Raw genomic sequence first — 24,679 nt, 5'->3', positions numbered from 1 at the left:
TTCGTGACGAACCGATACGCCACTCGATGAGGATACAAGCCTTGAGCACACCAGCAATCCTTGCACTCGCAGACGGAAGCCTGTTCTACGGCACAGCCATCGGCGCTGACGGAGAAACCAGCGGTGAAGTGGTGTTCAACACCGCCATGACCGGCTATCAGGAAATCCTGACAGATCCGTCCTATTCCCGCCAGATCGTTACCCTGACTTACCCGCACATCGGCAACACCGGTGTGAACGAAGAAGACATCGAGTCAGACCGCATCCAGGCTGCCGGCCTGATTATTCGCGATCTGCCTCTGCTCGCCAGCAGCTGGCGCAGCAAGGGAAGCCTGGACGACTACCTGCGAAGCAACAACATTGTTGGGATCGCCGACATTGATACCCGCCGCCTGACTCGCATCCTCCGGGATAAAGGCTCCCAGAACGGTGCCATCGTGGCGGGTGAAAACGCCACCGCCGAGCGGGCGCTGGAACTGGCCAAAGCCTTCCCCGGCCTCAAGGGCATGGACCTGGCGAAAGAGGTTACCTCCGACAAGATCTGGTCCTGGAGCGAGACCGAGTGGACCCTGGCCGAGGGCTATGGTGAGCGCAACGAGTCCCGGTTCAAGGTAGTTGCCTGGGATTACGGCGTGAAGCTGAACATCCTGCGCATGCTCGCTTCTCGCGGCTGCGACATCACCGTGGTGCCGGCGCAGACTCCGGCCTCCGAGGTTCTGGCGATGAATCCGGACGGTGTATTCTTGTCCAACGGCCCCGGGGACCCCGAGCCCTGTGATTACGCCATCACCGCCATCAAGGAAGTGCTGGAAACCGACATTCCCGTGTTTGGTATCTGCCTGGGCCATCAGCTGCTGGCCCTGGCCAGCGGTGCCAAGACCATGAAGATGGGCCACGGTCACCATGGCGCTAACCATCCGGTGCAGGATATCGCCAAGGGCACGGTGATGATCACCAGCCAGAACCACGGGTTTGCCGTGGATGAGGCAACACTGCCGGCCAATGTCGAGGCGACTCACAAGTCTCTGTTTGACGGCACCCTGCAGGGCATTCGCCGGACCGACAAGCCGGCCTACAGCTTCCAGGGCCACCCGGAAGCCAGCCCCGGTCCCCATGACGTGGCCCCGCTGTTTGACGAGTTTATCCGCCTGATGGAGGTGCGATCGGCCTGAGACCGATCGCCACGGAAAACTCACGGGCGCCGCGTGTTGCGCTGCCAGAATTCAAAAGTTGCTGACAGGTTTACCAAGACATGCCAAAACGTACCGACATCCAAAGCATCCTGATCCTGGGCGCCGGCCCCATCGTGATCGGGCAGGCGTGCGAGTTTGATTACTCCGGAGCCCAGGCCTGCAAGGCGCTGCGCGAAGAGGGTTACCGGGTTATTCTGGTTAACTCCAACCCGGCAACCATCATGACCGACCCGGTCATGGCCGATGCTACCTACATCGAGCCGATTACCTGGAAGACCGTCGAGAAGATCATCGAGAAAGAGCAGCCGGATGCGCTGCTACCCACCATGGGCGGCCAGACCGCACTGAACTGCGCCCTGGACCTGGAGCGCCACGGCATCCTGGAAAAGCACGGCGTGGAAATGATCGGCGCCAATGCCGATACCATCGACAAAGCCGAAGACCGGGACCGCTTCGACAAGGCCATGAAGAAGATCGGCCTGGAGTGCCCCCGGGCCACCATCGCCCATTCCATGGAAGAAGCCTGGCGAGTGGCCGACGACATCGGCTTCCCGTGCATCATCCGCCCGTCCTTCACCATGGGCGGCTCCGGCGGCGGTATTGCCTACAACCGCGACGAGTTCGAGGAAATCTGTACCCGTGGTCTGGACCTGTCGCCGACCAACGAACTGCTGATCGACGAATCCCTGATCGGCTGGAAAGAGTACGAGATGGAAGTTGTCCGGGACAAGAACGACAACTGCATCATTGTCTGCGCCATCGAGAACTTCGATGCCATGGGTGTGCATACCGGTGACTCCATCACCGTGGCACCGGCCCAGACCCTCACCGACAAGGAATACCAGATCATGCGGAACGCCTCGTTGGCAGTCCTGCGTGAGATCGGTGTGGAAACCGGCGGCTCCAACGTGCAGTTCGGGATCAACCCGGACACCGGGCGCATGGTGGTGATCGAGATGAACCCGCGGGTGTCCCGTTCCTCGGCGCTGGCGTCCAAGGCCACCGGTTTCCCGATCGCCAAGGTCGCGGCCAAGCTGGCGGTGGGTTACACCCTGGATGAGCTGCGCAACGAGATTACCGGTGGCGTGACCCCGGCCTCGTTCGAGCCGTCCATCGATTACGTGGTCACCAAGATTCCCCGGTTCACCTTCGAGAAATTCCCCCAGGCCGACGCCCGCCTGACCACCCAGATGAAATCCGTGGGAGAGGTCATGGCCATCGGCCGGACCTTCCAGGAATCCCTGCAGAAAGCCCTACGGGGCCTGGAAGTGGGCTCCGAAGGGTTTGACGAGAAACTGGAAGATCTCAGTTCCCAGGACTCCCAGGAAACCCTGACCCGCGAACTGAATGTGCCCGGTGCCGACCGCATCTGGTATATCGGCGATGCCTTCCGGGCTGGCATGACGGTGGAGGACCTGCACGAGCATACCCACGTGGATCCCTGGTACCTGGTGCAGATCGAGGACCTGATCAGGGAAGAGCAGGCGCTGAAGAGTGCCGGCAAGGCCGACATTGACCAGGCCACCCTGTTCCGCCTCAAGCGTAAGGGCTTCTCCGATGCCCGCCTTGCGAAACTGCTGGGCATCTCCGAGGTGAGCCTGCGCAAGCTGCGCCACGACCTGGGCATCCGCCCGGTGTACAAGCGGGTGGATACCTGCGCCGCCGAGTTTGCCTCCGACACCGCCTACATGTACTCCACCTATGAGGAAGAGTGCGAGTCGGACGCCAGCGACCGCGAGAAGATAGTGGTGATCGGTGGCGGCCCGAACCGGATCGGTCAGGGCATCGAGTTCGACTACTGCTGTGTGCACGCGGCCCTGGCCATGCGTGAGGACGGTTATGAAACCATCATGATCAACTGCAACCCGGAGACCGTGTCCACCGATTACGACACCTCCGACCGGTTGTACTTCGAGCCGATCACCCTGGAAGACGTGCTGGAAATCATCCACGTCGAGAAGCCCAAGGGCGTCATCGTCCAGTACGGCGGCCAGACCCCGCTGAAACTGGCCCGAGGCCTGGAAGCGGCCGGCGTACCCATCATCGGCACCAGCCCGGACGCCATCGACCGCGCCGAGGACCGGGAACGGTTCCAGCAGATGATTACCCGCCTGGGTCTGAAGCAGCCGGAAAACGCTACCGTGCGCAGTCACGAGGAAGGCATTCTGGCGGCCCGGGAAATCGGCTACCCGCTGGTGGTGCGTCCCTCCTATGTACTGGGCGGTCGGGCCATGGAAATCGTCTATGACGAGGAAGAACTGGTTCGCTACATGCGCAACGCGGTGCTGGTCTCCAACGACAGCCCGGTGCTGCTGGACCACTTCCTGAATGCCGCCATTGAGGTGGACATCGACGCCATCTCCGACGGCACCGACGTGGTGATTGGCGGCATCATGCAGCACATTGAGCAGGCCGGCGTGCACTCCGGTGATTCCGCCTGTTCGCTGCCGCCGTACACCCTGTCCCAGCAGGTTCAGGACGAAATGCGCGATGCGGTCAAGAAGATGGCCATCGAGCTGGATGTGGTCGGCCTGATGAACGTGCAGCTGGCCTGGCAGGATGGCGAGATCTACGTGATCGAAGTGAATCCGCGGGCCTCACGGACCGTGCCGTTCGTGTCCAAGGCTATTGGTGTGTCCCTGGCCAAGGTGGCCGCCCGGGTGATGGCTGGCAAGACCCTCAAAGAACTGGAGTTCACCCAGGAAATCATCCCGCGCTACTACGCGGTGAAAGAGTCGGTGTTCCCGTTCAACAAGTTCCCGGCGGTGGATCCGATCCTGGGGCCGGAAATGAAGTCTACCGGTGAGGTGATGGGCCTGGGTGACAGCTTTGACGAGGCTTTTGCCAAAGCCGCTCTGGCTGTTGGCGAGCGCCTGCCGGCCAAAGGAACTGCGTTCATGTCGGTGCGGGATGTCGACAAGCCCGGCGCCGCAAAAGTGGCCCGTGATCTGGTTGAGGCCGGCTTCAAGCTTGTTGCTACCACCGGCACCGCCAAGGCCCTGAAAGAGGCCGGAATCGAGGTTGATCGGGTGAACAAGGTCCGTGAAGGCCGTCCGCATATTGTGGATGCCATCAAGAACGGTCACGTTCAGCTGATCATCAATACCACTGAAGGTCGCAAGGCCATCTCCGACTCGGCCCAGATCCGCCAGTCGGCATTGCAGACCAAGGTGACCTATACAACGACACTGGCGGGCGGCGAAGCCTTCTGTCGGGCCATCAAGTTCGGCCCGGAGCGCACTGTACGCCGCCTCCAGGATCTTCACGCAGGAAAGTGAGACTATGGCTGACAGAGTACCAATGACAAAGGCGGGCGAGACCCGCCTCCGCGAGGAGCTTCAGAAGCTGAAGTCCGAAGACCGTCCCCGGGTTATTGCGGCGATTGCCGACGCCCGCGAGCACGGCGACCTGAAAGAGAATGCCGAGTACCATGCTGCCCGAGAGCAGCAGAGCTTTATCGAAGGCCGGATCCAGGAAATCGAGGGCAAGCTCTCAGCCGCTCAGGTGATCGACGTAACCACCATGGAGAACACCGGCAAGGTAATTTTCGGTACCACGGTGCATCTGCTCAACATGGACACCGATGAGCAGGTGACCTACAAGATCGTTGGTGAAGATGAGGCAGATATCAAGGCAGGCAAGCTGTCGATTTCCTCTCCCATTGCCCGGGCGCTGGTCGGCAAGAGCGAAGGCGATGTGGTCGCGATTCGCGTGCCTTCCGGTACCGTGGAATATGAGATCGAGCAGGTCGAATACGTCTGATCCGATCTGCAGGTAACAAAAAGCCGGCTCGGGTTTCCCCAGCCGGCTTTTTGTTCCTGCTTTCCCGGGCGTCGGGTCAGTGCTTGTGCCGCAACAGATTGGAAAGCTTGGGGTTGGGCTTTTTGGCGCGGCGCAGGATAACGGCGATCTTTCCGATGGTCTGGACCAGTTCAGCGCCGGAGGACTCGCACAGGGCCGTAATGGCTTCCTGCCTCGCTTCGCGATCCTGGCTTGCCACCTTGATCTTGATCAGTTCGTGATCGTTCAGCGCGCGCTCCAGTTCTTCCTGGAGTCCCTCAGACAGGCCTTTGTCGCCAACGATGATAACCGGCTTGAGGTTGTGGGCAATGGCCCGGTATTCCCGGCGCTGTTCCGGTGAAAGACTCATGATGTGATCTCTTTATCGGTGCAATTAACAAAAGGTCAGCGGCGAAAGTGCTGACTTGAACGTATAATCGGTGGATTGTAACAGATCGTCCTGCTGTAAAAATGGCCGTTAACACGTATCAACGCGGTTGCAGCAGGCTGAAGGAACCAACCCGCGGGCAATGGGTCAAATTGTCCGAGCAAGTGGGGCTGTATCCGAGGTTGCTGTTGTAATTTCAGATATGGCGCCCAATATGAGGGTTAGGGCTACTTTTCATCAGAAAAGCTGTGTGCCTCATGTGGCCGATACGGATGGGCCGTTTCTGGTGGACGGGCGTACAATTGGTGTAAGGTGTCAGAAAAGGGTGCTTTGCGAAAGGTTTACCCTTCAATTCACAGGTGATGATCCTTGAACGATATGGCAAAAAATCTGGTTCTCTGGCTAATTATAGCCGCCGTGCTGCTGATGGTGTTTCAGAACTTTTCTCCCACCACCACCGGCCAACAAGTCAACTATTCCCAGTTTGTGGAGATGGTCCAGGAAGGCCAGGTCCGTCAGGTCACAATCGATGGGTTGCAGGTTCAGGGTACCCGTGGTGACGGCTCCCAGTTCCAGACAATCCGTCCTCAGGTGTCTGACAACAAGCTGATGGACGATCTTCTCGCAAACAACGTTGAGGTTATCGGTAAGGAGCCTGAGCGCCAGAGCCTGTGGACACAGTTGCTGGTGGCCGCGTTCCCGATACTGATCATCATCGCTCTGTTTGTGTTCTTCATGCGTCAGATGCAGGGCGGCGGTGGCGGCAAAGGCCCCATGTCGTTCGGCAAGAGCAAGGCTCGTCTGATGAGTGAAGACCAGATCAAGACCACTTTCGCGGATGTGGCCGGTGTTGATGAGGCCAAGGAAGACGTGAAAGAGCTGGTGGACTTCCTTCGGGATCCCAGCAAGTTCCAGCGTCTTGGTGGCAGCATTCCCAAGGGTGTTCTGATGGTCGGCCAGCCGGGTACCGGTAAGACCCTGCTCGCCAAGGCTATTGCCGGCGAAGCCAAGGTGCCGTTCTTCTCCATCTCCGGTTCTGACTTTGTCGAAATGTTCGTGGGCGTGGGTGCTTCCCGGGTTCGTGACATGTTCGAACAGGCCAAGAAGCAAAGCCCGTGCATCATCTTTATCGACGAGATCGATGCTGTCGGTCGCCATCGTGGTGCCGGTATGGGTGGTGGCCACGACGAGCGTGAGCAGACCCTGAACCAGTTGCTGGTTGAGATGGACGGTTTTGAAGGCAACGAAGGCGTTATTGTTATCGCCGCAACCAACCGTCCGGACGTCCTTGACCCTGCGCTGTTGCGCCCGGGCCGTTTTGACCGTCAGGTTGTAGTTGGTCTGCCGGATATCATTGGCCGGGAGCAGATCCTGAAGGTGCACATGAAGAAAGTGCCCCTGGCGGACGGTGTTGAGCCGGTTCTGATTGCTCGCGGCACGCCCGGGTTCTCCGGTGCGGACCTCGCCAACCTGGTAAACGAGGCAGCTCTGTTCGCGGCCCGTCGCAACCAGCGCCTGGTGTCCATGGAAGAGTTCGAACTCGCTAAAGACAAGATCATGATGGGCGCAGAGCGCAAGTCCATGGTCATGAGCGAAAAGGAAAAGCGGAACACGGCTTACCATGAGTCTGGCCACGCGATTGTTGGCCGGCTGATGCCTGAGCACGATCCGGTGTACAAGGTGAGCATTATTCCGCGCGGTCGCGCCCTAGGTGTCACCATGTTCCTCCCTGAAGAGGACAAGTACAGCCACAGCAAGCGCTTCCTGATCAGTTCGATCTGCAGCCTGTTTGGTGGCCGGATTGCCGAAGAGCTGACGCTTGGCTTTGACGGTGTCACGACCGGTGCGTCCAACGACATTGAGCGCGCGACCAGCCTGGCTCGGAACATGGTGACCCGCTGGGGTTTGTCCGAGAAGCTTGGGCCTTTGCAGTACGATACCGACAGTGAAGAGCCGTTCCTTGGCCGTTCGGCGGGTCAGTCCCAGACGGTGTACTCGCCGGAAACTGCCCAGCGTATCGATGAGGAAGTCCGGAACATCATCGACAGCTGCTATGAGAAAGCCAAGCAGATTCTGATCGACAACCGGGACAAGCTCGACCTGATGGCCGAAGCATTGATGAAATACGAAACCATCGACCGCTACCAGATCGACGACATCATGGAAGGTCGCGAACCGCGGCCGCCCAAAGGTTGGGGTGGTAGTGGCCCCGCTGGAGGCGTCAAGGCCGACGAGCCTGAAGCTTCGCCGGAGCCGAAAGCGTCTGATGATGGTCGTCATCCCGGTGTTGGCCGACCGGCCGGAGAGCACTGACGGCTAGCGACCTCAGGTCAGAAAATAGTGTAGTTCCCTGCGCCGCCCGGATTCCGGGCGGCGTTTGTTTTTGTCATTGATAAAAGGTTTGCCATGAAAATGAATTTTGCCGGGCGGGAACTCGATATGTCCTGCTGTCACGTGATGGGCGTTCTGAATGTAACACCGGATTCGTTTTCCGATGGCGGCCAATTTAACCGGCCGGATGCGGCCCTCGTCCGGGCCATGCAGATGGTTGCCGATGGAGCCACCTTTATCGACATCGGAGGCGAATCCACGAGGCCGGGGGCGACACCGGTGTCTGTCCAGGAGGAGCTTGACCGGGTTTGTCCTATCGTGGAAGCTGCTGCCCGCGAGCTCGATGCTGTGATTTCGGTAGACACCAGCGCTCCGGAAGTTATGGCGGAGACGGCAAAGCTTGGGGCCGGCCTTATTAATGATGTTCGCGCGCTGCAGCGGGAAGGTGCAGCGGAGGCCGTCGCCCGGGCGGGTCTGCCGGTATGTATCATGCACATTCAGGGTGAGCCGGATACCATGCAGGATCGGCCGGAGTACCGGAATGTGCGTCGGGAAGTCAGCGCCTTTCTGACCGAGCGCATGCGAGTTGCGGAACTCGCCGGGATTCGCCCTGAAAACATTCTGCTTGATCCCGGCTTCGGTTTTGGTAAAAGCCTCGAGCATAACCTGCAGTTGCTGGCCTCCCTTGAGCAGATGCGTATCCTGGGGCATCCCCTGTTGGTTGGTGTTTCCAGGAAGTCCATGCTGGGCCTTATCACTGGCCGCGACGTGAATGAAAGGTTGCCTGCAAGCCTTGCGGCCGCGACAATAGCGGCCATGAAGGGTGCCAGTATTATTCGTGTGCACGATGTCAGGGAAACAGTAGACGCTATCCGCGTGGTGGCGGCAGTGAAGGAGGCAGGTTAATGTCCGAGAGAAAGTACTTTGGTACGGACGGTATTCGCGGGCGCGTGGGCGAGTTTCCGATAACGCCGGAATTCATGCTCAAACTGGGTTGGGCCGCCGGTCAGGCCTTCAAGCGGGATGGCCAGCGCAACAGTGTGCTGATCGGCAAGGATACCCGGCTTTCCGGTTACATGTTCGAATCCGCCCTGGAGGCTGGTCTGTCCGCGGCGGGTGTTGATGTAAAGCTGCTCGGCCCGATGCCGACGCCGGCTATCGCCTACCTGACCCGCACTTTTCGCGCCTCGGCAGGTATCGTGATCAGTGCCTCCCACAACCCCCATCACGATAACGGTATCAAGTTTTTCTCGGCGGCCGGGACCAAGCTTGATGATGCCCTGGAAGCAGAGATTGAGCGCTGGCTGGACAAGCCCATTGAAGTCTGTGGGCCAACCGAGCTGGGCAAGGCCTCCCGCGTGGACGATGCCCCCGGCCGGTATGTGGAATTCTGCAAAAGCACCGTCCCCAACGAATTTACCCTCGACGGCATGAACATCGTACTGGATTGTGCCCATGGGGCGACCTACCACGTGGCGCCGAAGGTGTTTCGTGAACTTGGTGCCAAGGTATCGGTGATCGGAGGTGATCCGGATGGTCTTAACATCAACCTGAACGTCGGCTCCACGCATCTGGATGCCCTTAAGGCAGCAGTGCTCGAAAAAGGAGCTGATCTGGGCATTGCTTTTGACGGTGATGGTGACCGGGTCCTGATGGTGGACAGGGACGGATCTGAAGTCGACGGCGATGAGCTGCTCTACGTGATCGCCTCCCAGCGCTTTGCGGAAGATCGTCTGAAGGGTGGTGTCGTGGGTACGCTGATGACCAACCTGGGCGTTGAGCTCGCGCTGAATGAAATCGGAATCGAATTCGAGCGTGCGAAAGTTGGCGACCGCTACGTCATGGAGCGTCTGCTCGCGAATAACTGGGTGCTGGGTGGCGAGGGCTCCGGGCACATGGTTATCCGCGACTGCACCAGTACCGGTGACGGCATTGTCTCGGCGTTGCAGGTTCTGCTTTCTGTCTGGAAATCCGGCAAAACGCTTTCCGATCTTCGACAGGGTATGAGCAAGCTGCCCCAGAAAATGATCAATGTTCGCGTAGAGCAGCGCTTTGATCCGTTCAGTCGTGACGATATCGTAGCCGCTGTTCGTAAAGCCGAAACGGAGCTGGGCAGCTCCGGACGAATTCTGCTCAGGGCCTCCGGAACCGAGCCGCTGATCAGGGTGATGGCGGAAGGCCAAGACGCCACCGAGATTTTGCGAGTGGTCGAGGAATTGGCGAAAGTTGTGGAGAAATCCACCGCTTAATTTTGTGTTTTCAGGCGGTTGTCTGCGGGGAGGGAGTGCTGTATAGTTCGCCCTCCCTCACGTTCGGGAACTGTTATGCGTCGAAAGATCGTAGCCGGAAACTGGAAAATGAACGGGTCGAAAGACCTGGCACAAGCGCTGGTAAGCGATGTGCGATCCCAGGCGGCCTCTCTTGATAATGGCGTCGAGGTTGTTATTATTCCTCCCGCAATTTATGTCGGAGACGTAGTCGCTAACGCAGGCGATAGCCTGGCAGTTGGCGTTCAGAACGTAGGGCAGTGGGCGTCCGGTGCCTACACCGGCGAGATTTCTGCGGAAATGGCGCTGGATCAGGGCTGTCAGTTTGCCCTGGCCGGGCACTCCGAGCGTCGCCAGCTCTTCGGTGAAAAAGACGATGTGGTTGCCGAAAAGGTCGAGCGCATCATTGCAGCCGGGCTTCACGCGGTGCTTTGTGTCGGTGAGACTCTGGAAGAGCGTGAGGCAGGTAAAGCCGAAGCGGTTGTCGCCTCCCAGGTAAGGGCAGGATTGGCGAAGATTGCGGAGGGCCAGTGGCAGCGTGTGATTGTTGCCTACGAGCCGGTCTGGGCAATCGGCACCGGTAAAACCGCTACGGCGAAAGACGCCCAGGCGATGCATGGGTCGATCCGACAGGTGCTTTCAGAGATGGGTGCGCCGGCCAATGAGATTTCCCTCCTTTACGGGGGCAGTGTAAAAGCGGATAATGCAGCCGCTCTTTTTGCCGAGCCGGATATTGACGGCGGTTTGATCGGCGGAGCGTCGCTCAAAGCAGAAGATTTTGTAAGTATTTGCCGGAGTGTTCCGGCGGGTACCTGAATTTAAAGGTTCGCGAGAGTCGTTATGGATTGGGTAGAAACGCTGGTAGTCGTTGTGCACGTGGTGATCGCGGTGGCGCTGGTGGGTCTGGTGCTGATCCAGCAGGGCAAAGGCGCAGATGCCGGCGCTGCCTTTGGTGGTGGTGCATCGCAGACTGTGTTTGGTAGTCAGGGCAGCGGTAGCTTTCTTACCCGCTTCACGACTCTGCTCGCAGTGGTATTTTTTGTAACAAGTTTCTCGCTGGCGATTTTTGCCAAGCAGCGTGCCGAAGTGGCAGGCGAAGCCGGTATTCCAGTTGTTCAGGAATCCAGCAGCGCCGCCCCTGCTGATACCGCTGCTGACAATGGCGAAGCCGCAGCCAGCGAAGCGGAGGGTGGGGAGTCTGATCTCCCTGAACTCGAGTAAGAATGTTGCCCGGGTGGTGAAACTGGTAGACACGCTATCTTGAGGGGGTAGTGGCGAAAGCCGTGCCGGTTCGAGTCCGGCCCCGGGCACCATATTAGAAGAAAAACGGCTTGGAGTTTCCAGGCCGTTTTTTTTGGTCAGTCCTTGACCAGTCTGCCCGGCGTCTCTATACTCCGGCGGATATTGGGACCTGCCGCGTGGTGCTGGCGGGTTTCTGGCAGGCCAGGTGTCTGTCAGCAGGAAGCGGTACACCGGTTTGCTTCCTGCGAGTTCTTGCAACAAAAGGCCCCATTGTTCGGGGCTTTTTGATTAAGGGGCCTGGCGCAAAGGGCCCTGGTGCATAAAAAGGGCTGATAAAACAGCCCTTTTTTTGTTTTTGGGGCCGGTAAATTGATAACGGAGAAGGCACAACTTGTCAGCCAAGCTTAAGCAACTGGAAGACATTCTTCAGCCTGTAGTGGAAGGTTTGGGGTATGAGTTCTGGGGCATTGAATTCCGCTCACAGGGCCATCATTCCCTGTTACGGGTGTTTATTGACGATGCCGAGAACGGCATCGGCATCGACGACTGCGAAAAAGTCAGTCGTCAGATCAGCGGTGTGATGGATGTGGAAGATCCCATCCAGACCGAGTACACACTGGAGGTCTCATCCCCGGGGATGGATCGGCCGCTGTTTCGTCTTGAGCAATACGAGGCCTTTGTTGGTCACCAGGTTCAGATTCGTCTCCGGATGGCGTTTGAGGGTCGCCGGAAGTTTCAGGGGCTGATCAAAGGCGTGGAAGGTGATGATGTGGTTGTGGTCGTTGATGATCACGAGTATCTGCTGCCATTCGACAGCATTGAAAAAGCCCACATCGTGCCGGTATTTGAGTGAACGATTTGAATGAAGTCCGTGGACGCACAGTTGATTTTAAGGGCAGGGCAATCCAATGAGTAAAGAGATCTTGCTGGTGGTTGAATCCGTCTCGAACGAGAAAGGTGTCGAGAAGGATGTCATTTTTGAGGCGATCGAACTGGCACTGGCCACCGCTGCCAAAAAACGCTTTGAAGACGAAGAGGCGGATATCCGGGTATCAATCGACCGGAAAACCGGCGAATACGAAACCTTCCGCCGTTGGTTGGTGGTGGATAATGACGCCGTTCCTGCGCTGGGCACCGAGCTCACCCTGCAGGAAGCGGAGGAAATTGATCCGGCCCTGAAGCCTGGCGACATCCACGAGGAGAAAATCGAATCCGAGGCCTTTGGCCGGATTGGCGCCCAGGCGGCCAAGCAGATTATCTTCCAGAAAGTGCGCGAAGCCGAGCGCATGAAGATTGTCGACAGCTACCGCGACCGCGTTGGTGAGTTGGTTTCCGGTACCGTCAAGAAAGTGACTCGGGACAATGTCATTGTTGATCTGGGTGCCAATGCCGAGGCCCTGCTGCCACGTGAATTCCTGATCCCCCGCGAGACCTTCCGCATGGGTGATCGGGTGCGTTCGCTGCTGCTGGAGATCCGTACCGATCACCGCGGCCCGCAGTTGATCCTCAGCCGTACGTCGCCGCAGATGCTGATCGAGCTGTTCCGCATCGAAGTGCCGGAGATTGCCGAAGATCTGATCGAGATCCGTGGCGCTGCCCGGGATCCCGGCTCCCGGGCCAAGATTGCGGTGAAAACCAACGATCGCCGTATCGACCCCGTCGGTGCCTGTGTTGGCATGCGTGGCTCCCGGGTTCAGGCCGTGTCCAATGAGCTGGGCGGTGAGCGTGTTGATATCGTGCTGTGGGACGACAACCCGGCCCAGCTGGTTATTAATGCCATGGCCCCTGCAGAAGTGGCGTCCATCGTTATGGATGAGGACCGGCACACCATGGAAGTGGCGGTGGCGGAAGACAACCTGGCACAGGCAATCGGCCGCAACGGCCAGAACGTTCGCCTGGCCACGGATCTGACAGGCTGGACCCTGAACGTGATGACCGAGGAAGAAGCCGGTGAGCGTCAGGAGCAGGAATACAGCCGGCTTGTCGAGCATTTCACTGGCAATCTGGACGTTGATGAAGAATTTGCCGGTGTGCTGATTGAGGAAGGGTTTACCTCCATCGAAGAGGTGGCCTATGTGCCAATGGAAGAGATGCTGGCGATCGAAGGCTTTGACGAAGAGACCGTCACCGAGCTGCGCCGTCGTGCCAAGGACGTCCTGCTGAACCAGGCCCTGGCAAGCGAGGAAGCGCTCGAGGGTGCTGAGCCGGCAGAGGATCTTCTGGGAATGGACGGCATGGACCGTAGCCTGGCCTTCAAGCTGGCCGGCATGGGTGTGCGCACTATGGAAGATCTGGCAGAGCAGTCGGTTGGCGACCTGCTCGAGATTGAAGGTATGGATGAAGAGCGTGCTGGTCAGCTTATCATGACTGCACGTGCCCCCTGGTTTGAAGACCAGGCTTAATTCGGGAGGAGGACCAGTATGGCTGAAGTAACGGTAAAACAACTGGCCGAAGATGTAGGCGCTCCCGTGGATCGTTTGCTGAAGCAGATTGTGGAGGCTGGCCTGAAAGCCCGCTCCGAGAATGATTCTGTCTCCAGCGATGAGAAGCAGCAGTTGCTGGCCTATTTGAGAAAGACCCACGGTGAGGCCGACGCCGAACCGCGCAAGATTACCCTGAAGCGTAAGACCACCACCACGCTCAAGGCCGGCAAGGCAAAGACCGTCAATGTTGAGGTTCGCAAGCGCCGTACCTACATCAAACGTGCTGAATTGCAGCCTGAGGCTGAAGCAGCAAAACCGGAAGAGCCGGTAGCTGAGCAGCAGCCGGAGCAAGCACCGGTGGAAGAGGCGCCAAAGGTAGCGGCCGAACAGGCACCGCAGCCGGAGGCAGAGAAGCCCGCCGAGGCAGCGACATCAGAACAGCCGGAGCAGGCAGAGAAGGCCGAGCCGAAGCAAGAACCTGAGCCCGAGCCGGTTCCCGCTCCGGAAGACATGCCGATGCCGCCGCCCGAGGGTGAAGGCAAGGATCGGAAGCCGAAGAAAAAGAAAGAAAAAGTTCGCGAGCGCGGCGACGAGATTGAAGAGGGCAAGCCGAAGAAAAAGCAGGCTGGCCATCGTGGTCCTCGCAGTCGTCCGGTGGAGGAGCCGCTGGTTATCTCCGAGGATGAGGAAGAGACCACGCTGCGCAAGCCGCTGCGTGCGAAAAAGAAACCCAAAGAGAAGCGTCATGGCTTCGAGAGGCCGACCAAACCAATGGTCAGAGAAGTAGAGATTCCGGAAACGATTTCTGTCGGTGACCTTGCCCAGCGTATGGCGGTCAAGTCGGCGGATGTCATCAAGACCCTGATGGGCATGGGCGTCATGGCCACCATCAACCAGGCACTGGACCAGGAAACTGCGGTTCTGGTGACCGAGGAGCTGGGTCATAAAGCCAAAACTGTAAGCGAAGATGCATTCGAAGAAGAGGTTCTGAGCGAATTCTCCTTCGAAGGTGGCGAGAAAACCAAACGTGCTCCGGTTGTGAGCGTGATGGGTCACGTTGACCATGGTAAGACCTCCCTGCTGGACTACATCCGCCGTACCAAGGTGGCCTCCGGCGAGTCCGGTGGTATTACCCAGCATATTGGTGCCTACCACGTAGAAACGGACCACGGCATGGTGTCCTTCCTGGATACCCCGGGCCACGCGGCCTTTACCGCCATGCGTGCCCGCGGTGCCCAGTGCACTGACATCGTTGTTCTGGTGGTCGCCGCTGATGATGGCGTGATGCCGCAGACCAAGGAAGCCGTTCAGCATGCTCGCTCTGCAGGTGTGCCCATTGTTGTTGCCATCAACAAGATGGACAAGGAAGAGGCCGATCCCGATCGCGTCAAGACCGAGCTGGCCGGTATGGAAGTCATCCCGGAAGACTGGGGCGGTGACGTTCAGTTCGTGCCTGTTTCAGCACACACCGGTGAGGGCATTGAAGATCTGCTGGAAGCGCTGTTGCTCCAGGCAGAAGTGCTTGAGCTTGAAGCGGCAACCGATGCGCCGGCCAAAGGTGTGGTTGTTGAATCCAGCCTTGAGCGCGGTCGTGGTTCCGTAGCAACTGTGCTGGTTCAGAACGGTACCCTGCGTCAGGGCGACATGGTCGTAGCCGGTTCCTACTTCGGTAAGGTTCGGGCGATGACCGATGAAGCCGGCAAGCAGGTCAAGGAAGCGGGCCCGTCTATTCCGGTCGAGATCCTCGGTCTGAATGGTACACCGGATGCCGGTGACGAGTTCTTCGCCGTTGCCGACGAGAAGAAGGCCAAAGAGCTGGCCGAGTTCCGTCAGAGCCGTGAGCGGGAGCAGCGTCTCCAGCGTCAGCAGGCGGCCAAGCTTGAGAACCTGTTCGAGAACATGGGCAAGGACGAGGTCAAAACCCTCAATGTTGTGCTCAAAACCGACGTTCGTGGTTCTCTGGAAGCCATTACCAAGGCCCTGCAGGACCTCGGTAACGAGGAAGTCCAGGTCAAGATCGTATCTTCTGGTGTCGGTGGTATTGCTGAGACCGACGTCAGCCTGGCCATGGCCACCAGTGCGGTTATCTTCGGCTTTAACGTGCGTGCCGACAGTGCCTCCAAGCGTCTGGTTGAGCAGGAAGGCCTGGATCTGCGCTACTACAGCATCATCTACAACCTGATTGATGATGTGAAAGCGGCCTTGACCGGCATGCTGGCTCCGGAATTCCGCGAAGACATTGTTGGTATCGCCGATGTTCGCGATGTGTTCCGTTCGCCGAAGTTTGGTCAGGTCGCCGGTTGTATGGTTACCGAGGGCACAGTTTACCGGAACAAGCCGATCCGGGTTCTGCGGGACAACGTGGTTATCTTTGAAGGCGAGCTGGAATCCCTGCGTCGGTTCAAGGACGACGTACCTGAAGTCCGTAACGGCATGGAATGCGGTATTGGCGTTAAGGGTTACGACGTGAAAGTCGGTGACCAGATCGAGGTCTTTGATCGCGTCCGGGTCGAGCGCAAGCTTGAGTCCACCGGCGCGTGATGCGCCCGAGTTTGAAGGAAGCCTGATGCCAAGAGAGTTCAGCCGTATTGATCGCATCGGCGATCAGATGCAACGGGAACTGGCCCAGCTCATCCAGCGGGAAGTGAAAGACCCGCGGGTGGGCATGGTCACGGTAAACGCGGTCAAGGTCAGTCGTGACCTTGGCTACGCCGATATCTATGTGTCCCTGTTATCCACCGAAGAACTGACGGAGGAGTCTCCGGAAGTCAGGGAATCGATCGCGGTACTCAACAAGGCCTCGGGCTTTCTGAGAGGCCAGGTAGGGCGAGCGATGAAGCTTAGGGTAGTGCCCCAGTTGCGGTTTCACTTCGACACACTGCAGGGCTACAGCCGCAAGATGGATAGCCTCATTCGCGAGGCGGTTGGCGACAAGCCGGCCGTGGACCGAAATGAAAACGACGACCAGGACGACCCGGAGCGTAACGCTTGAGCCGCAGACGCAAAGGCCGTGACGTAAACGGTATCCTGGTTATCGACAAGCCGGCCGGAGTCACCTCCAACGGCATTCTTCAGCAGGTCAAGCGCCTGTTCGGAGCCGCCAAGGCAGGCCACACCGGCGCCCTTGATCCTCTGGCCACCGGCGTGCTGCCGCTGTGCTTTGGTGAGGCCACCAAGTTCTCCCAGATGATGCTCGACAGCGACAAGGCCTACATTGCCACCGCCCGGCTCGGAGTCCGAACCGAAACCGGTGACAGTGAGGGCGCTGTTGTTGCCGAGAAACCGGTACCCGAAGGGCTGACAGCCGACGTGCTGGAGCCCCTACTGGACGGTTTCCGGGGTGAAATCCAGCAGGTTCCCTCCATGTATTCGGCGCTCAAGCACAAGGGGCGTCCGCTCTACGAATACGCCCGGGAAGGGATCGAGGTGGAACGTCCGGCAAGGCCGGTGACCATCTACGAACTGACGCTCCTGGATATTCGGGAGAATGAGCTGGATATCGCGGTCAGCTGCACCAAAGGTACGTACATTCGCTCACTGGTTGAGGATATTGGTGAGGCCCTGGGTTGTGGTGCCCATGTAACGGCGTTACGCCGCACCATGGCATCCGGGTTTACCCTGGCCAACGCCCATGTGGTGAGCGACCTCGAGGCGATGCGCGAACGGGGTGAAAGCCTCGATGGCCTGCTCGTGGCGCCGGATGCCGCGCTTTCCATGTTCCCCGAGCACCGTCTGGCGGGGCCGGCGCTGGTATCGATCTTGAACGGACAACCGGTTAGAATACCAGGTCGGGCCTATGAAGGCTTCGTACGTCTCTATGCAAATGAGAGCGCGAACGAAAGCTTTGTGGGGCTGGCAGAAGCATTCCCGGAAGGCGAGCAGACCAATCTGGTCCCACGCCGACTGGTGAAGAGCAGCGGAAAGCGTTAGGCGCGCCGCTGTCTAGCCGGGCTGTAGAGATGCGCGGTTCGGCCGTATTCGAAAGCATCGCAAACAATGAGGTGAGTTATGGCACTTTCTGCCAACGAGAAAGCACAGATCGTTCAGGATTTTCAGCAAGGTGATGGCGATACCGGTTCCCCTGAAGTTCAGGTGGCACTGCTGAGCGCCAACATCAACAAGCTGCAGGATCACTTCAAGGCCAACAAGCAGGATCACCATTCCCGCCGCGGCCTGATCCGGATGGTAAACCAGCGTCGTAAGCTGCTGGACTACCTCAAGCGCAAGAACGCCGACCGTTACCTGGAGCTCATCCAGCGTCTGGGTCTGCGTCGCTAATCCGGGTCTCTACGACCTGAGGGCCGCGCCGGTGTTTCCGGTGGCAGCCGTCAACCAGCAGGCCCTTCGCGGGGTCTGCTGGTTGTGTTTTTCTCCCACTGCAGTTGGATTGTCTGTGTTATCGAAGGATTCCCTGTCGTAATGGAAAGCCGAAATTGATAGCAGGTTGTTGAAAAGCCCGGGCCCGGCGGCCTCTCGCATTTGCCGCCCTTCAGACCGGGGTTTTGCAACAGCCTGTTAGCTTTCAGACGGGTTGCTCTTCAGACCACAGCACATCATCTGCAGACCTATGGTTTCGAGCGCAGGGGCGTTCGGGACGAATCAATCTGGAACAGATAGACCAGGAGTTTTTTGTGGATCTGAAACCTTTCAAGAAATCATTCGAGCTTGGCGGCAAGACCGTCACTCTGGAAACCGGCCGTATTGCCCGTCAGGCAACCGGTTCCGTACTGGTAACCGTAGATGATATCTCCGTTCTCGGTACCGTTGTTGGCGCCAAGGAAGCGAAGCCCGGCCAGCCGTTCTTCCCGCTGACCGTGAACTACTTCGAGAAGACCTACGCTGTGGGCAAAATCCCCGGTGGCTTCTTCAAGCGTGAAGGTCGTCCTTCCGAGAAGGAAACACTGACTTCCCGCCTGATCGACCGTCCGATTCGTCCGCTGTTCCCGAACGGCTTCATGAACGAAGTTCAGGTCATCACCACGGTTATGTCCTCCAGCAAGAACCAGGATCCGGATATAGCTGCGATGCTGGCGGCTTCTGCTGCGCTGTCCATCTCCGGTATCCCGTTTGACGGCCCTATCGGTGCGTCCCGTGTGGGTTACACCAACGAGCGCGGTTACTTCCTGAACCCGACTTTCGAAGAGCTGGAAACCTCCCTGCTGGACATGGTTGTTGCCGGCACCGAAGACGCGGTTCTGATGGTGGAATCCGAAGCCAAGGGCCTGACCGAAGACCAGATGCTGGGCGGTGTTCTTTACGGCCACCAGGAAATGCAGACAGCGGTTGCCGCCATCAAGGAATTTGCCGCAGAAATCGGCAAGCCCCGTTGGGACTGGCAGCCGGCGGCCGAGAATACAGAGCTGCTGAACGCCATCAAGGCCGACTTTGCCGGTGCTATCGAGGAAGCCTACGGCATCCGCGACAAGATGGCCCGTTACGAGCGCCTGGGTGAGGTGAAAGCCGCTGCCGTTGAAAAACTGGCCGGTGAAGAGGAAGGCCAGCCTTCCGAAGACGAAGTTAAAAAGTACTTCGGCAAGATCGAGAAGAGTGTGGTTCGCCAGCAGGTTATCGATGGCAAGCCCCGGATCGACGGTCGTGACAACAAGACTGTCCGTCCGATTGAAATTGAAGTGGGCGTTCTGCCCAGCGTTCACGGTTCCGCCCTGTTTACCCGTGGCGAGACCCAGGCCATCGTGACCACCACGCTGGGTACCTCCCGCGATGTGCAGATCATTGATGCCCTGGAAGGCGAGCGCAAGGATCCGTTCCTGTTCCACTACAACTTCCCTCCGTACTCCGTGGGTGAAGCTGGTCGTGTGGGCACTCCGGGCCGCCGCGAAGTTGGTCACGGTCGTCTGGCCAAGCGTGGTGTTCTGGCGGTTATGCCGACCCTGGAAGAATTCCCGTACGCAATCCGTGCGGTTTCCGAGATCACCGAATCCAACGGTTCCAGCTCCATGGCCTCTGTCTGTGGTTCCAGCCTGGCGCTGATGGACGCAGGTGTGCCCATCAAGGCGCCGGTTGCCGGTATCGCCATGGGTCTGGTCAAGGAAGGCGACAAGTTCGCGGTACTGACTGACATCCTGGGTGACGAAGATCACCTGGGCGACATGGACTTCAAGGTTGCCGGTACCCAGGAGGGCGTAACTGCCCTGCAGATGGATATCAAGATCAATGGCATCACCGATGAGATCATGGAGCTTGCGCTCGAGCAGGCACACGCAGCGCGTCTGCACATCCTGGCCGAGATGAACAAGGTTATCTCTACCCCACGTGCCGAACTGTCTGCCCGTGCTCCGAGCATCACCACCATCAAGATCAACCCGGAGAAGATCCGTGACGTTATCGGTAAGGGCGGTTCTGTTATCCGCGCGATCTGTGACGAAACCGGTGCTTCCATCGATCTGGATGATGACGGCAACGTGAAGATCTACGCTGACAACCAGGAAGCTGCCCAGGCGGCGGTGAACCGGGTCAAGGAAATCACGGCTGAGATCGAAGTAGGTGCTATCTACAAAGGCCGCGTTGAGCGCATTGTGGACTTCGGTGCCTTCGTTAACATCCTGCCCGGCAAGGATGGTCTGGTGCACATTTCCCAGATCTCTGATCGCCGCATCGAGAACGTGACTGACGAGCTGAGCGAAGGTCAGGAAGTTCTGGTGAAGGTCCTGGATGTGGACAACCGTGGTCGCGTGAAGCTGTCCATGAAGGAAATCAAGGAAGGCGATCAGCCGACCGATTTCTCTGCCTGAGGGAACTTCCCCTGAACGGTAGGTCGGATTAGCCAAAGGCGTAATCCGACAAAGAAAAACCCGCCGCTCCTCCGGATTGGCGGGTTTTTTATTGCGACATAAACCGAATCACTTCCTTCCGATACCCGGGGATAACAAACGTCGCCCCGTGCGGCGTATCCGTCTGCAAAAACTCCTTGGGCTCCTCTGCAGCTTCGTACAGGGCCTCCCCATGATGAAACGGGATAATTCCATCCCGCACGCTGTGGATCACCATTACCGGCACCGGGCTGATCCTCGGAATATGATCCACGCCCTCATAGTCCTCAGAAATCGTCCAGCTCAGCGGAATCTGCAACGGCCAGGTAAGCCAGAATTCCCCCAGCTTCTCCCGGGCGATTCTACGGAAGCCTGAGAATGTGCCGTCCAGAATGACACCATCCAGGCGGGGCTGTTCTTCCCGCTGAGTCCATTCACTGGCCAGAGCGATTCCCAGTCCGCCGCCGAGGCTCTGGCCCAGTATGTATAGAGGCCGTTCACTCACTTCTGGCTTCTCAATCAGCCAACGCAGGCCGGTTTCGACGTCGTGCAGGGCGCCTTCGATGTCCGGGTCACCGGTGGATTTGCCGTAGCCCCGGTAGTCGATGGTAAAGACGTTGTAGCCTCTCTCGGGCAGCCACGCCACGTTGAGGATGTGGCTGCTGACGTTCTGGGCATTGCCGTGGAGGAAATAGACAGTGCCCCTGGCGCCACTCTCAGGCGTTTCTGCGGGTAGCCACCAGCCGTGCAGGGTTTCGCCGTCGGCGGTATCAAGGTAGACGTCGTCGTATTCGAGGTTTAGTCGGTCCGGGGTGATGTAAGTCACCCGATCCGGGTAGAAGAATACGCTGCTGCAACCGGATAGCAGCAGAAGGGCAACCAAAAGCCCGCTTAACCGGGCCTTGGTGGCGGTCAGAAGTAGGCGTTGATTCCGGCGTGCCATGCGCTCTGGTACCTGTCGTAGTGATGTTCGCGGGTAAACTCGGCAAACAGACTGAACTCGCGGCCGATGTGCCAGTTGGCTTTGGCGTAGAGCTGGTCCTGGCGGTGCTGGCTGCTGACAATCCAGGCCTTGGTTTTGGCACCGGCAAGCAGGCTGAACTGGTTGTTCTGATGGAGCAGGCCGATATCCGCGCCTGGAGCAGCATCGTAGCCTCGACGCAGGTCGTCGTCGATCTCCAGGTCGGCGGTGGCGATGGCAAAGGCCTGGGTCTGGTTGCCAAGGCGCCAGCTGCCGCCAGCTCCGCCCTCAAGGTAGGTGGTCAGGACCCGGTCGGTGCCGGTGTCGGTTCGGCGGCCACCAAACCCTACCTGCCAGGACAGTGGCGAGAAAAAGGCGTTCCGCGGGCTCAGGGAGCGGATTTCCACTCCGGTCAGCTGTTCCAGTTGAAGCTCGTTGTTATCTGTATACAGGCGCGCGTCGAGCCTGAGGAACTGAAGCTGGGCGCCGGTGCGGTAGCCGGCCGGCGGGTCCAGGAAGTCATGGTAGGCCGGGCGCAGGGTCAACTGGGTGAATTCCCTGTGGGCCTGCTGGCCAGCTCCAAGGCTCAGTCGGAACGTGTCATGGCCCTGGTCGTCTCTGACAACCGGCCTGGGCGGGTCTTCCGGTGGAGCGGCGTTGGTGATCTGGCTGCGCTCCCTCAACAGGTCATGGGAGAGCGGCGCGGCAATTTCACGGGGCCAGCCGTCGGCCTCGCTCTTGTAGCGAACATAGTCGTAGGTGGCGTCCAGAACATGGGCCCGCTGCTCGGCTGGCAGAGAGTTCACTTCATTGGCATCGGGGGCGACGTAGCCATTGGCAATTGCCGCCGCAAGCGTTTGGTGATCGTCGGGCAGAGTCGAGAGACTGTAAGCCACGGACGTGGCGGCCGAGGGCCGGTAATACACATCGCTGACCAGGTCCTTGTCCACTACCCAACGTACCGTGTCCGACGGGATGGCGTGAGTGCTTACTTCTCCCAGCAGGTCCGTGCCCGGGCGCGCGATGTCTATCAGTGCCAGCAGGCGGTAAGCGCAGTTTTCGTCGAAGAAGTAATAGTCGAAATTGCGATCTCTGATCTCCCAGGCGTGGGCGATCATCAGGTCCACTTCGTGCTGTGTGAGGTTCAGTTTGTACTCCCACAGGTCGCGATGTTCGATGTCCGAGTACAGCCGTATTTTTTCATAATAGGGCTGGACAGTGGTGATGCCGGGATAGCCGCCGAAAATGCCCTTATAGGCAAACAGAAGTTCACTGTCGTGGGCTGCCGCATCGGCAGCATAGGAAATCGTGTTGGCCAGCAGCAGGTTGGTTTCTTCGTCATCCTGGGGTGGGTCCAGGCGCAAAAACGTATGGCCGAACATGGAAGAGGGGCTGTTCAGGTAAGAGGCGGCAAACACCAGGGTTACCGTCTCGGTGTTCAGTGTTTCCGACCATTCCCGGTAACCGGGGCACTCGATTTCCGGGAGCGACAGATCGAGTTGCTGGCTTAGCCAGGTTTCCCTGGCCGGGAAACGGCAGCGGGCATGGTCATCACCTTCGCCGGGCCTCTGGATAGCTTCAAGGGTTGCTTCCAGCTCTGCCTGTGGTGAGTGTTTGCCGTCTTCGCTCAGAAAAAAGGCCGGATCGTCGGCCTGGCTGGTATATCCATCGCCAAAGGTGTCGGGCTGATAATGGATAAGTGTGAGCCAGGCAGGATCGAGATGGATTTTGGATGTGTTTTCAGGCGTATTAGCCTGGGTTGGCAGGCTGACTGCAAGCCAGATCAGCGCTGGCCCAATGCGAAGCATGTTGCCCATGGGTGTTTACTGCATCCGGGGTTGAACGGTATGGAGGATGGAACAATGCGCCGTCCCTGGCGCATGAGAGTCCATTCAATGAGTCAGTATCAGGCTGCTACGTACTTGCTGAGTGACTCGTTTTTCTCCAGCAGCGCGACGATGGCATCGACCGCTTCGCCGGAGGTGGTGTCAGAGCTCGGGAAAATGGTGGCAAAGTTATCCTGCAGGACTTTCCGGAAGGCATCGCGATCCGCTTCGTCAACCCCCAGAAGTACTGCCAGAGTGTCCAGGTTCTCGCCGGAACCGCGGGACATGTCACGGGCGACCTTGTCGATGTTGCTGTCCATGTACATAGCCATGGACTGAACGGACTGGTTGGTTTGGCAGCCAAGGGTGCCTGAAGTCATGCCAAAGGTCTGGTTACCAAAGGTCCCGTTGGTGGTAGCGGCCAGTACATGGGGGGCAATGCCGGATTGTCCTTTCCAGATCATGGCGCCTACTCCACAGCCCGGTTGGGCAAAGGCCATGGAGGAGGCACCCAGAAGAATTGCACCTGCGATCAGTTTTTTCATTATCCACTCCTTTCTGTGGTTTAAAGCTCTCGTCGCAATACACAATGCTGCCCCTGACGTGGAGCAGCATTGCGAAAACGGCCCTGACTGGTCTTGTGGAGACAGGTTGACCGTTGATTTGAGTATAGTTGATCTCCAGCCAACGCAAGTTTAAAGATTGGTGAGTAATTGATTCGGCCCACAAAAAAAACCGGTGCATGTTGCCACACACCGGTTTTGACCTTGCTTTCAGGAGGTTTTGATCAGCCGCCCAGGTAGGCGTTCTGAACATCCGGGTTTTCCAGCAGATTCTTGCCGGTGTCGTGCAGGCGAATCTTGCCGGTTTCCAGCACGTAGCCCCGGTCGGCCAGGTTCAGCGCCTGGTGAGCGTTCTGCTCCACCAGGAAGACGGTGATGCCTTCCTCGCGAAGCTGGCCGATGATCTCAAAGATCTGCTTGATGATCAGCGGTGCCAGGCCCAGCGATGGTTCATCGAGGATGATCATGTTGGGTCTGCTCATCAGTGCCCGCCCGATGGCCAGCATTTGCTGCTCGCCGCCGGACATGGTTCCGGCGCGCTGATGCTCGCGTTCCTTGAGGCGCGGGAAGAGCTCATAGACGTGCTGCTGGCTCTTGCGGATTTCTGCCTTGGTGTTGAAAAAACCACCCATGTGGAGGTTTTCTTCCACCGTAAGGCCGGAGAATATCCGCCGTCCCTCAGGAACGATGGCAATGCCGGAACGCATGATCTGGGCGGTGGGCTCGCGGGTAATCTCACGGCCCTCCAGGAAAATGCGACCGGAACTGGCCTGGGGATTGCCGCAAACGGTCATCAGCAAGGTCGTCTTGCCGGCGCCGTTGGCGCCGATCAGCGAGACGATCTCACCCTTTTTGACCTCGACAGACACCCCGTGCAAGGCCTCGATCTTGCCGTAATGGGTATGGACATCTTCTAGTACTAGCATGTGGTTACC

20 protein-coding genes and 1 tRNA gene are annotated in these 24,679 nt (G+C 58.5%); 16 read left to right on the top strand and 5 right to left on the bottom strand.

Annotated elements, in window-relative coordinates; all coding sequences use genetic code 11:
• Window positions 1-41 precede the first annotated feature (41 nt).
• From carA to greA, 3 genes are all read left to right on the top strand, one after another.
• Window positions 42-1,172: a glutamine-hydrolyzing carbamoyl-phosphate synthase small subunit gene (gene carA, locus ACO06L_RS10800; protein ID WP_227716143.1), complete on the top strand. Its 1,131-nt coding sequence runs from the start codon at window positions 42-44 to the stop codon at window positions 1,170-1,172.
• Between the two features lie 80 nt (window positions 1,173-1,252).
• A complete protein-coding gene (gene carB / locus ACO06L_RS10795) occupies window positions 1,253-4,471 on the top strand; it encodes a carbamoyl-phosphate synthase large subunit (RefSeq protein WP_202348473.1) in 3,219 nt (1,072 codons plus the stop codon).
• Window positions 4,472-4,475: 4 nt separating this feature from the next.
• Window positions 4,476-4,955, top strand: coding sequence for a transcription elongation factor GreA (gene greA / locus ACO06L_RS10790; protein ID WP_082905172.1), 480 nt, complete (start codon window positions 4,476-4,478; stop codon window positions 4,953-4,955).
• Between the two features lie 76 nt (window positions 4,956-5,031).
• Here greA and yhbY read toward each other — a convergent pair whose 3' ends face one another.
• Window positions 5,032-5,343 (bottom strand): ribosome assembly RNA-binding protein YhbY, encoded by a 312-nt coding sequence (yhbY, locus tag ACO06L_RS10785; RefSeq protein WP_202348474.1) that lies wholly within the window; start codon window positions 5,341-5,343, stop codon window positions 5,032-5,034.
• 387 nt (window positions 5,344-5,730) lie between these two features.
• On the opposite strand from yhbY, the gene ftsH reads away from it, so the two are divergent.
• The 13 genes from ftsH (at window position 5,731) to pnp (ending at window position 20,376) form a co-directional block, all read left to right on the top strand.
• Entirely contained in the window at window positions 5,731-7,674 is a 1,944-nt protein-coding gene (gene ftsH, locus ACO06L_RS10780; RefSeq protein ID WP_230707856.1) for an ATP-dependent zinc metalloprotease FtsH, read from the top strand.
• 93 nt (window positions 7,675-7,767) lie between these two features.
• Complete coding sequence (gene folP, locus ACO06L_RS10775) at window positions 7,768-8,598, top strand: dihydropteroate synthase (RefSeq protein ID WP_202348475.1); 831 nt, start codon at window positions 7,768-7,770, stop codon at window positions 8,596-8,598.
• Window positions 8,598-9,941 (top strand): phosphoglucosamine mutase, encoded by a 1,344-nt coding sequence (gene glmM, locus ACO06L_RS10770; RefSeq protein WP_202348476.1) that lies wholly within the window; start codon window positions 8,598-8,600, stop codon window positions 9,939-9,941. The genes folP and glmM overlap by 1 nt, the downstream gene beginning before the upstream one ends.
• A 75-nt stretch (window positions 9,942-10,016) precedes the next feature.
• Window positions 10,017-10,775, top strand: a complete 759-nt coding sequence (gene tpiA, locus ACO06L_RS10765) for a triose-phosphate isomerase (protein WP_202348477.1) — start codon at window positions 10,017-10,019, stop codon at window positions 10,773-10,775.
• Between the two features lie 24 nt (window positions 10,776-10,799).
• Window positions 10,800-11,180: a preprotein translocase subunit SecG gene (gene secG / locus ACO06L_RS10760; protein WP_008171532.1), complete on the top strand. Its 381-nt coding sequence runs from the start codon at window positions 10,800-10,802 to the stop codon at window positions 11,178-11,180.
• A 7-nt stretch (window positions 11,181-11,187) separates the two neighbouring features.
• Window positions 11,188-11,272, top strand: a tRNA-Leu gene (locus tag ACO06L_RS10755).
• A 320-nt stretch (window positions 11,273-11,592) separates the two neighbouring features.
• Window positions 11,593-12,054 (top strand): ribosome maturation factor RimP, encoded by a 462-nt coding sequence (rimP, locus tag ACO06L_RS10750; RefSeq protein WP_064230003.1) that lies wholly within the window; start codon window positions 11,593-11,595, stop codon window positions 12,052-12,054.
• Window positions 12,055-12,109: 55 nt separating this feature from the next.
• Complete coding sequence (nusA, locus tag ACO06L_RS10745; protein WP_202348478.1) at window positions 12,110-13,603, top strand: transcription termination factor NusA; 1,494 nt, start codon at window positions 12,110-12,112, stop codon at window positions 13,601-13,603.
• 18 nt (window positions 13,604-13,621) lie between these two features.
• A complete protein-coding gene (infB, locus tag ACO06L_RS10740) occupies window positions 13,622-16,165 on the top strand; it encodes a translation initiation factor IF-2 (RefSeq protein WP_202348479.1) in 2,544 nt (847 codons plus the stop codon).
• 25 nt (window positions 16,166-16,190) lie between these two features.
• Window positions 16,191-16,616 (top strand): 30S ribosome-binding factor RbfA, encoded by a 426-nt coding sequence (gene rbfA / locus ACO06L_RS10735; protein ID WP_202348480.1) that lies wholly within the window; start codon window positions 16,191-16,193, stop codon window positions 16,614-16,616.
• Window positions 16,613-17,554 carry a tRNA pseudouridine(55) synthase TruB gene (gene truB, locus ACO06L_RS10730; RefSeq protein ID WP_202348481.1) on the top strand — a complete coding sequence of 314 codons (942 nt, stop codon included), beginning with the start codon at window positions 16,613-16,615 and terminating at the stop codon, window positions 17,552-17,554. Before rbfA ends, truB begins: the two co-directional genes overlap by 4 nt.
• Before the next feature lie 78 nt (window positions 17,555-17,632).
• Window positions 17,633-17,902, top strand: coding sequence for a 30S ribosomal protein S15 (gene rpsO / locus ACO06L_RS10725; protein WP_064230008.1), 270 nt, complete (start codon window positions 17,633-17,635; stop codon window positions 17,900-17,902).
• Window positions 17,903-18,261: 359 nt separating this feature from the next.
• Window positions 18,262-20,376: a polyribonucleotide nucleotidyltransferase gene (gene pnp / locus ACO06L_RS10720; protein ID WP_227716147.1), complete on the top strand. Its 2,115-nt coding sequence runs from the start codon at window positions 18,262-18,264 to the stop codon at window positions 20,374-20,376.
• Window positions 20,377-20,464: 88 nt separating this feature from the next.
• Here pnp and ACO06L_RS10715 read toward each other — a convergent pair whose 3' ends face one another.
• From ACO06L_RS10715 to ACO06L_RS10700, 4 genes are all read right to left on the bottom strand, one after another.
• Window positions 20,465-21,337, bottom strand: coding sequence for an alpha/beta hydrolase (locus ACO06L_RS10715; RefSeq protein ID WP_202348483.1), 873 nt, complete (start codon window positions 21,335-21,337; stop codon window positions 20,465-20,467).
• On the bottom strand, window positions 21,307-23,172 hold the full coding sequence (locus ACO06L_RS10710; protein ID WP_202348484.1) for a DUF4105 domain-containing protein: 1,866 nt from the start codon (window positions 23,170-23,172) through the stop codon (window positions 21,307-21,309). The genes ACO06L_RS10715 and ACO06L_RS10710 overlap by 31 nt, the downstream gene beginning before the upstream one ends.
• Before the next feature lie 89 nt (window positions 23,173-23,261).
• Entirely contained in the window at window positions 23,262-23,726 is a 465-nt protein-coding gene (locus tag ACO06L_RS10705; protein WP_064230012.1) for a DUF3015 domain-containing protein, read from the bottom strand.
• Between the two features lie 242 nt (window positions 23,727-23,968).
• A complete protein-coding gene (locus tag ACO06L_RS10700) occupies window positions 23,969-24,670 on the bottom strand; it encodes an ABC transporter ATP-binding protein (protein ID WP_202348485.1) in 702 nt (233 codons plus the stop codon).
• Window positions 24,671-24,679 lie beyond the last annotated feature (9 nt).

It is taken from the genome of Marinobacter sp. (genome assembly GCF_965229985.1).
Classification (GTDB): Bacteria; Pseudomonadota; Gammaproteobacteria; order Pseudomonadales; family Oleiphilaceae; genus Marinobacter.
The sequence above is the reverse complement of the archived record's forward strand: the minus strand, read 5'-3'. Positions and strand labels throughout refer to the sequence as shown.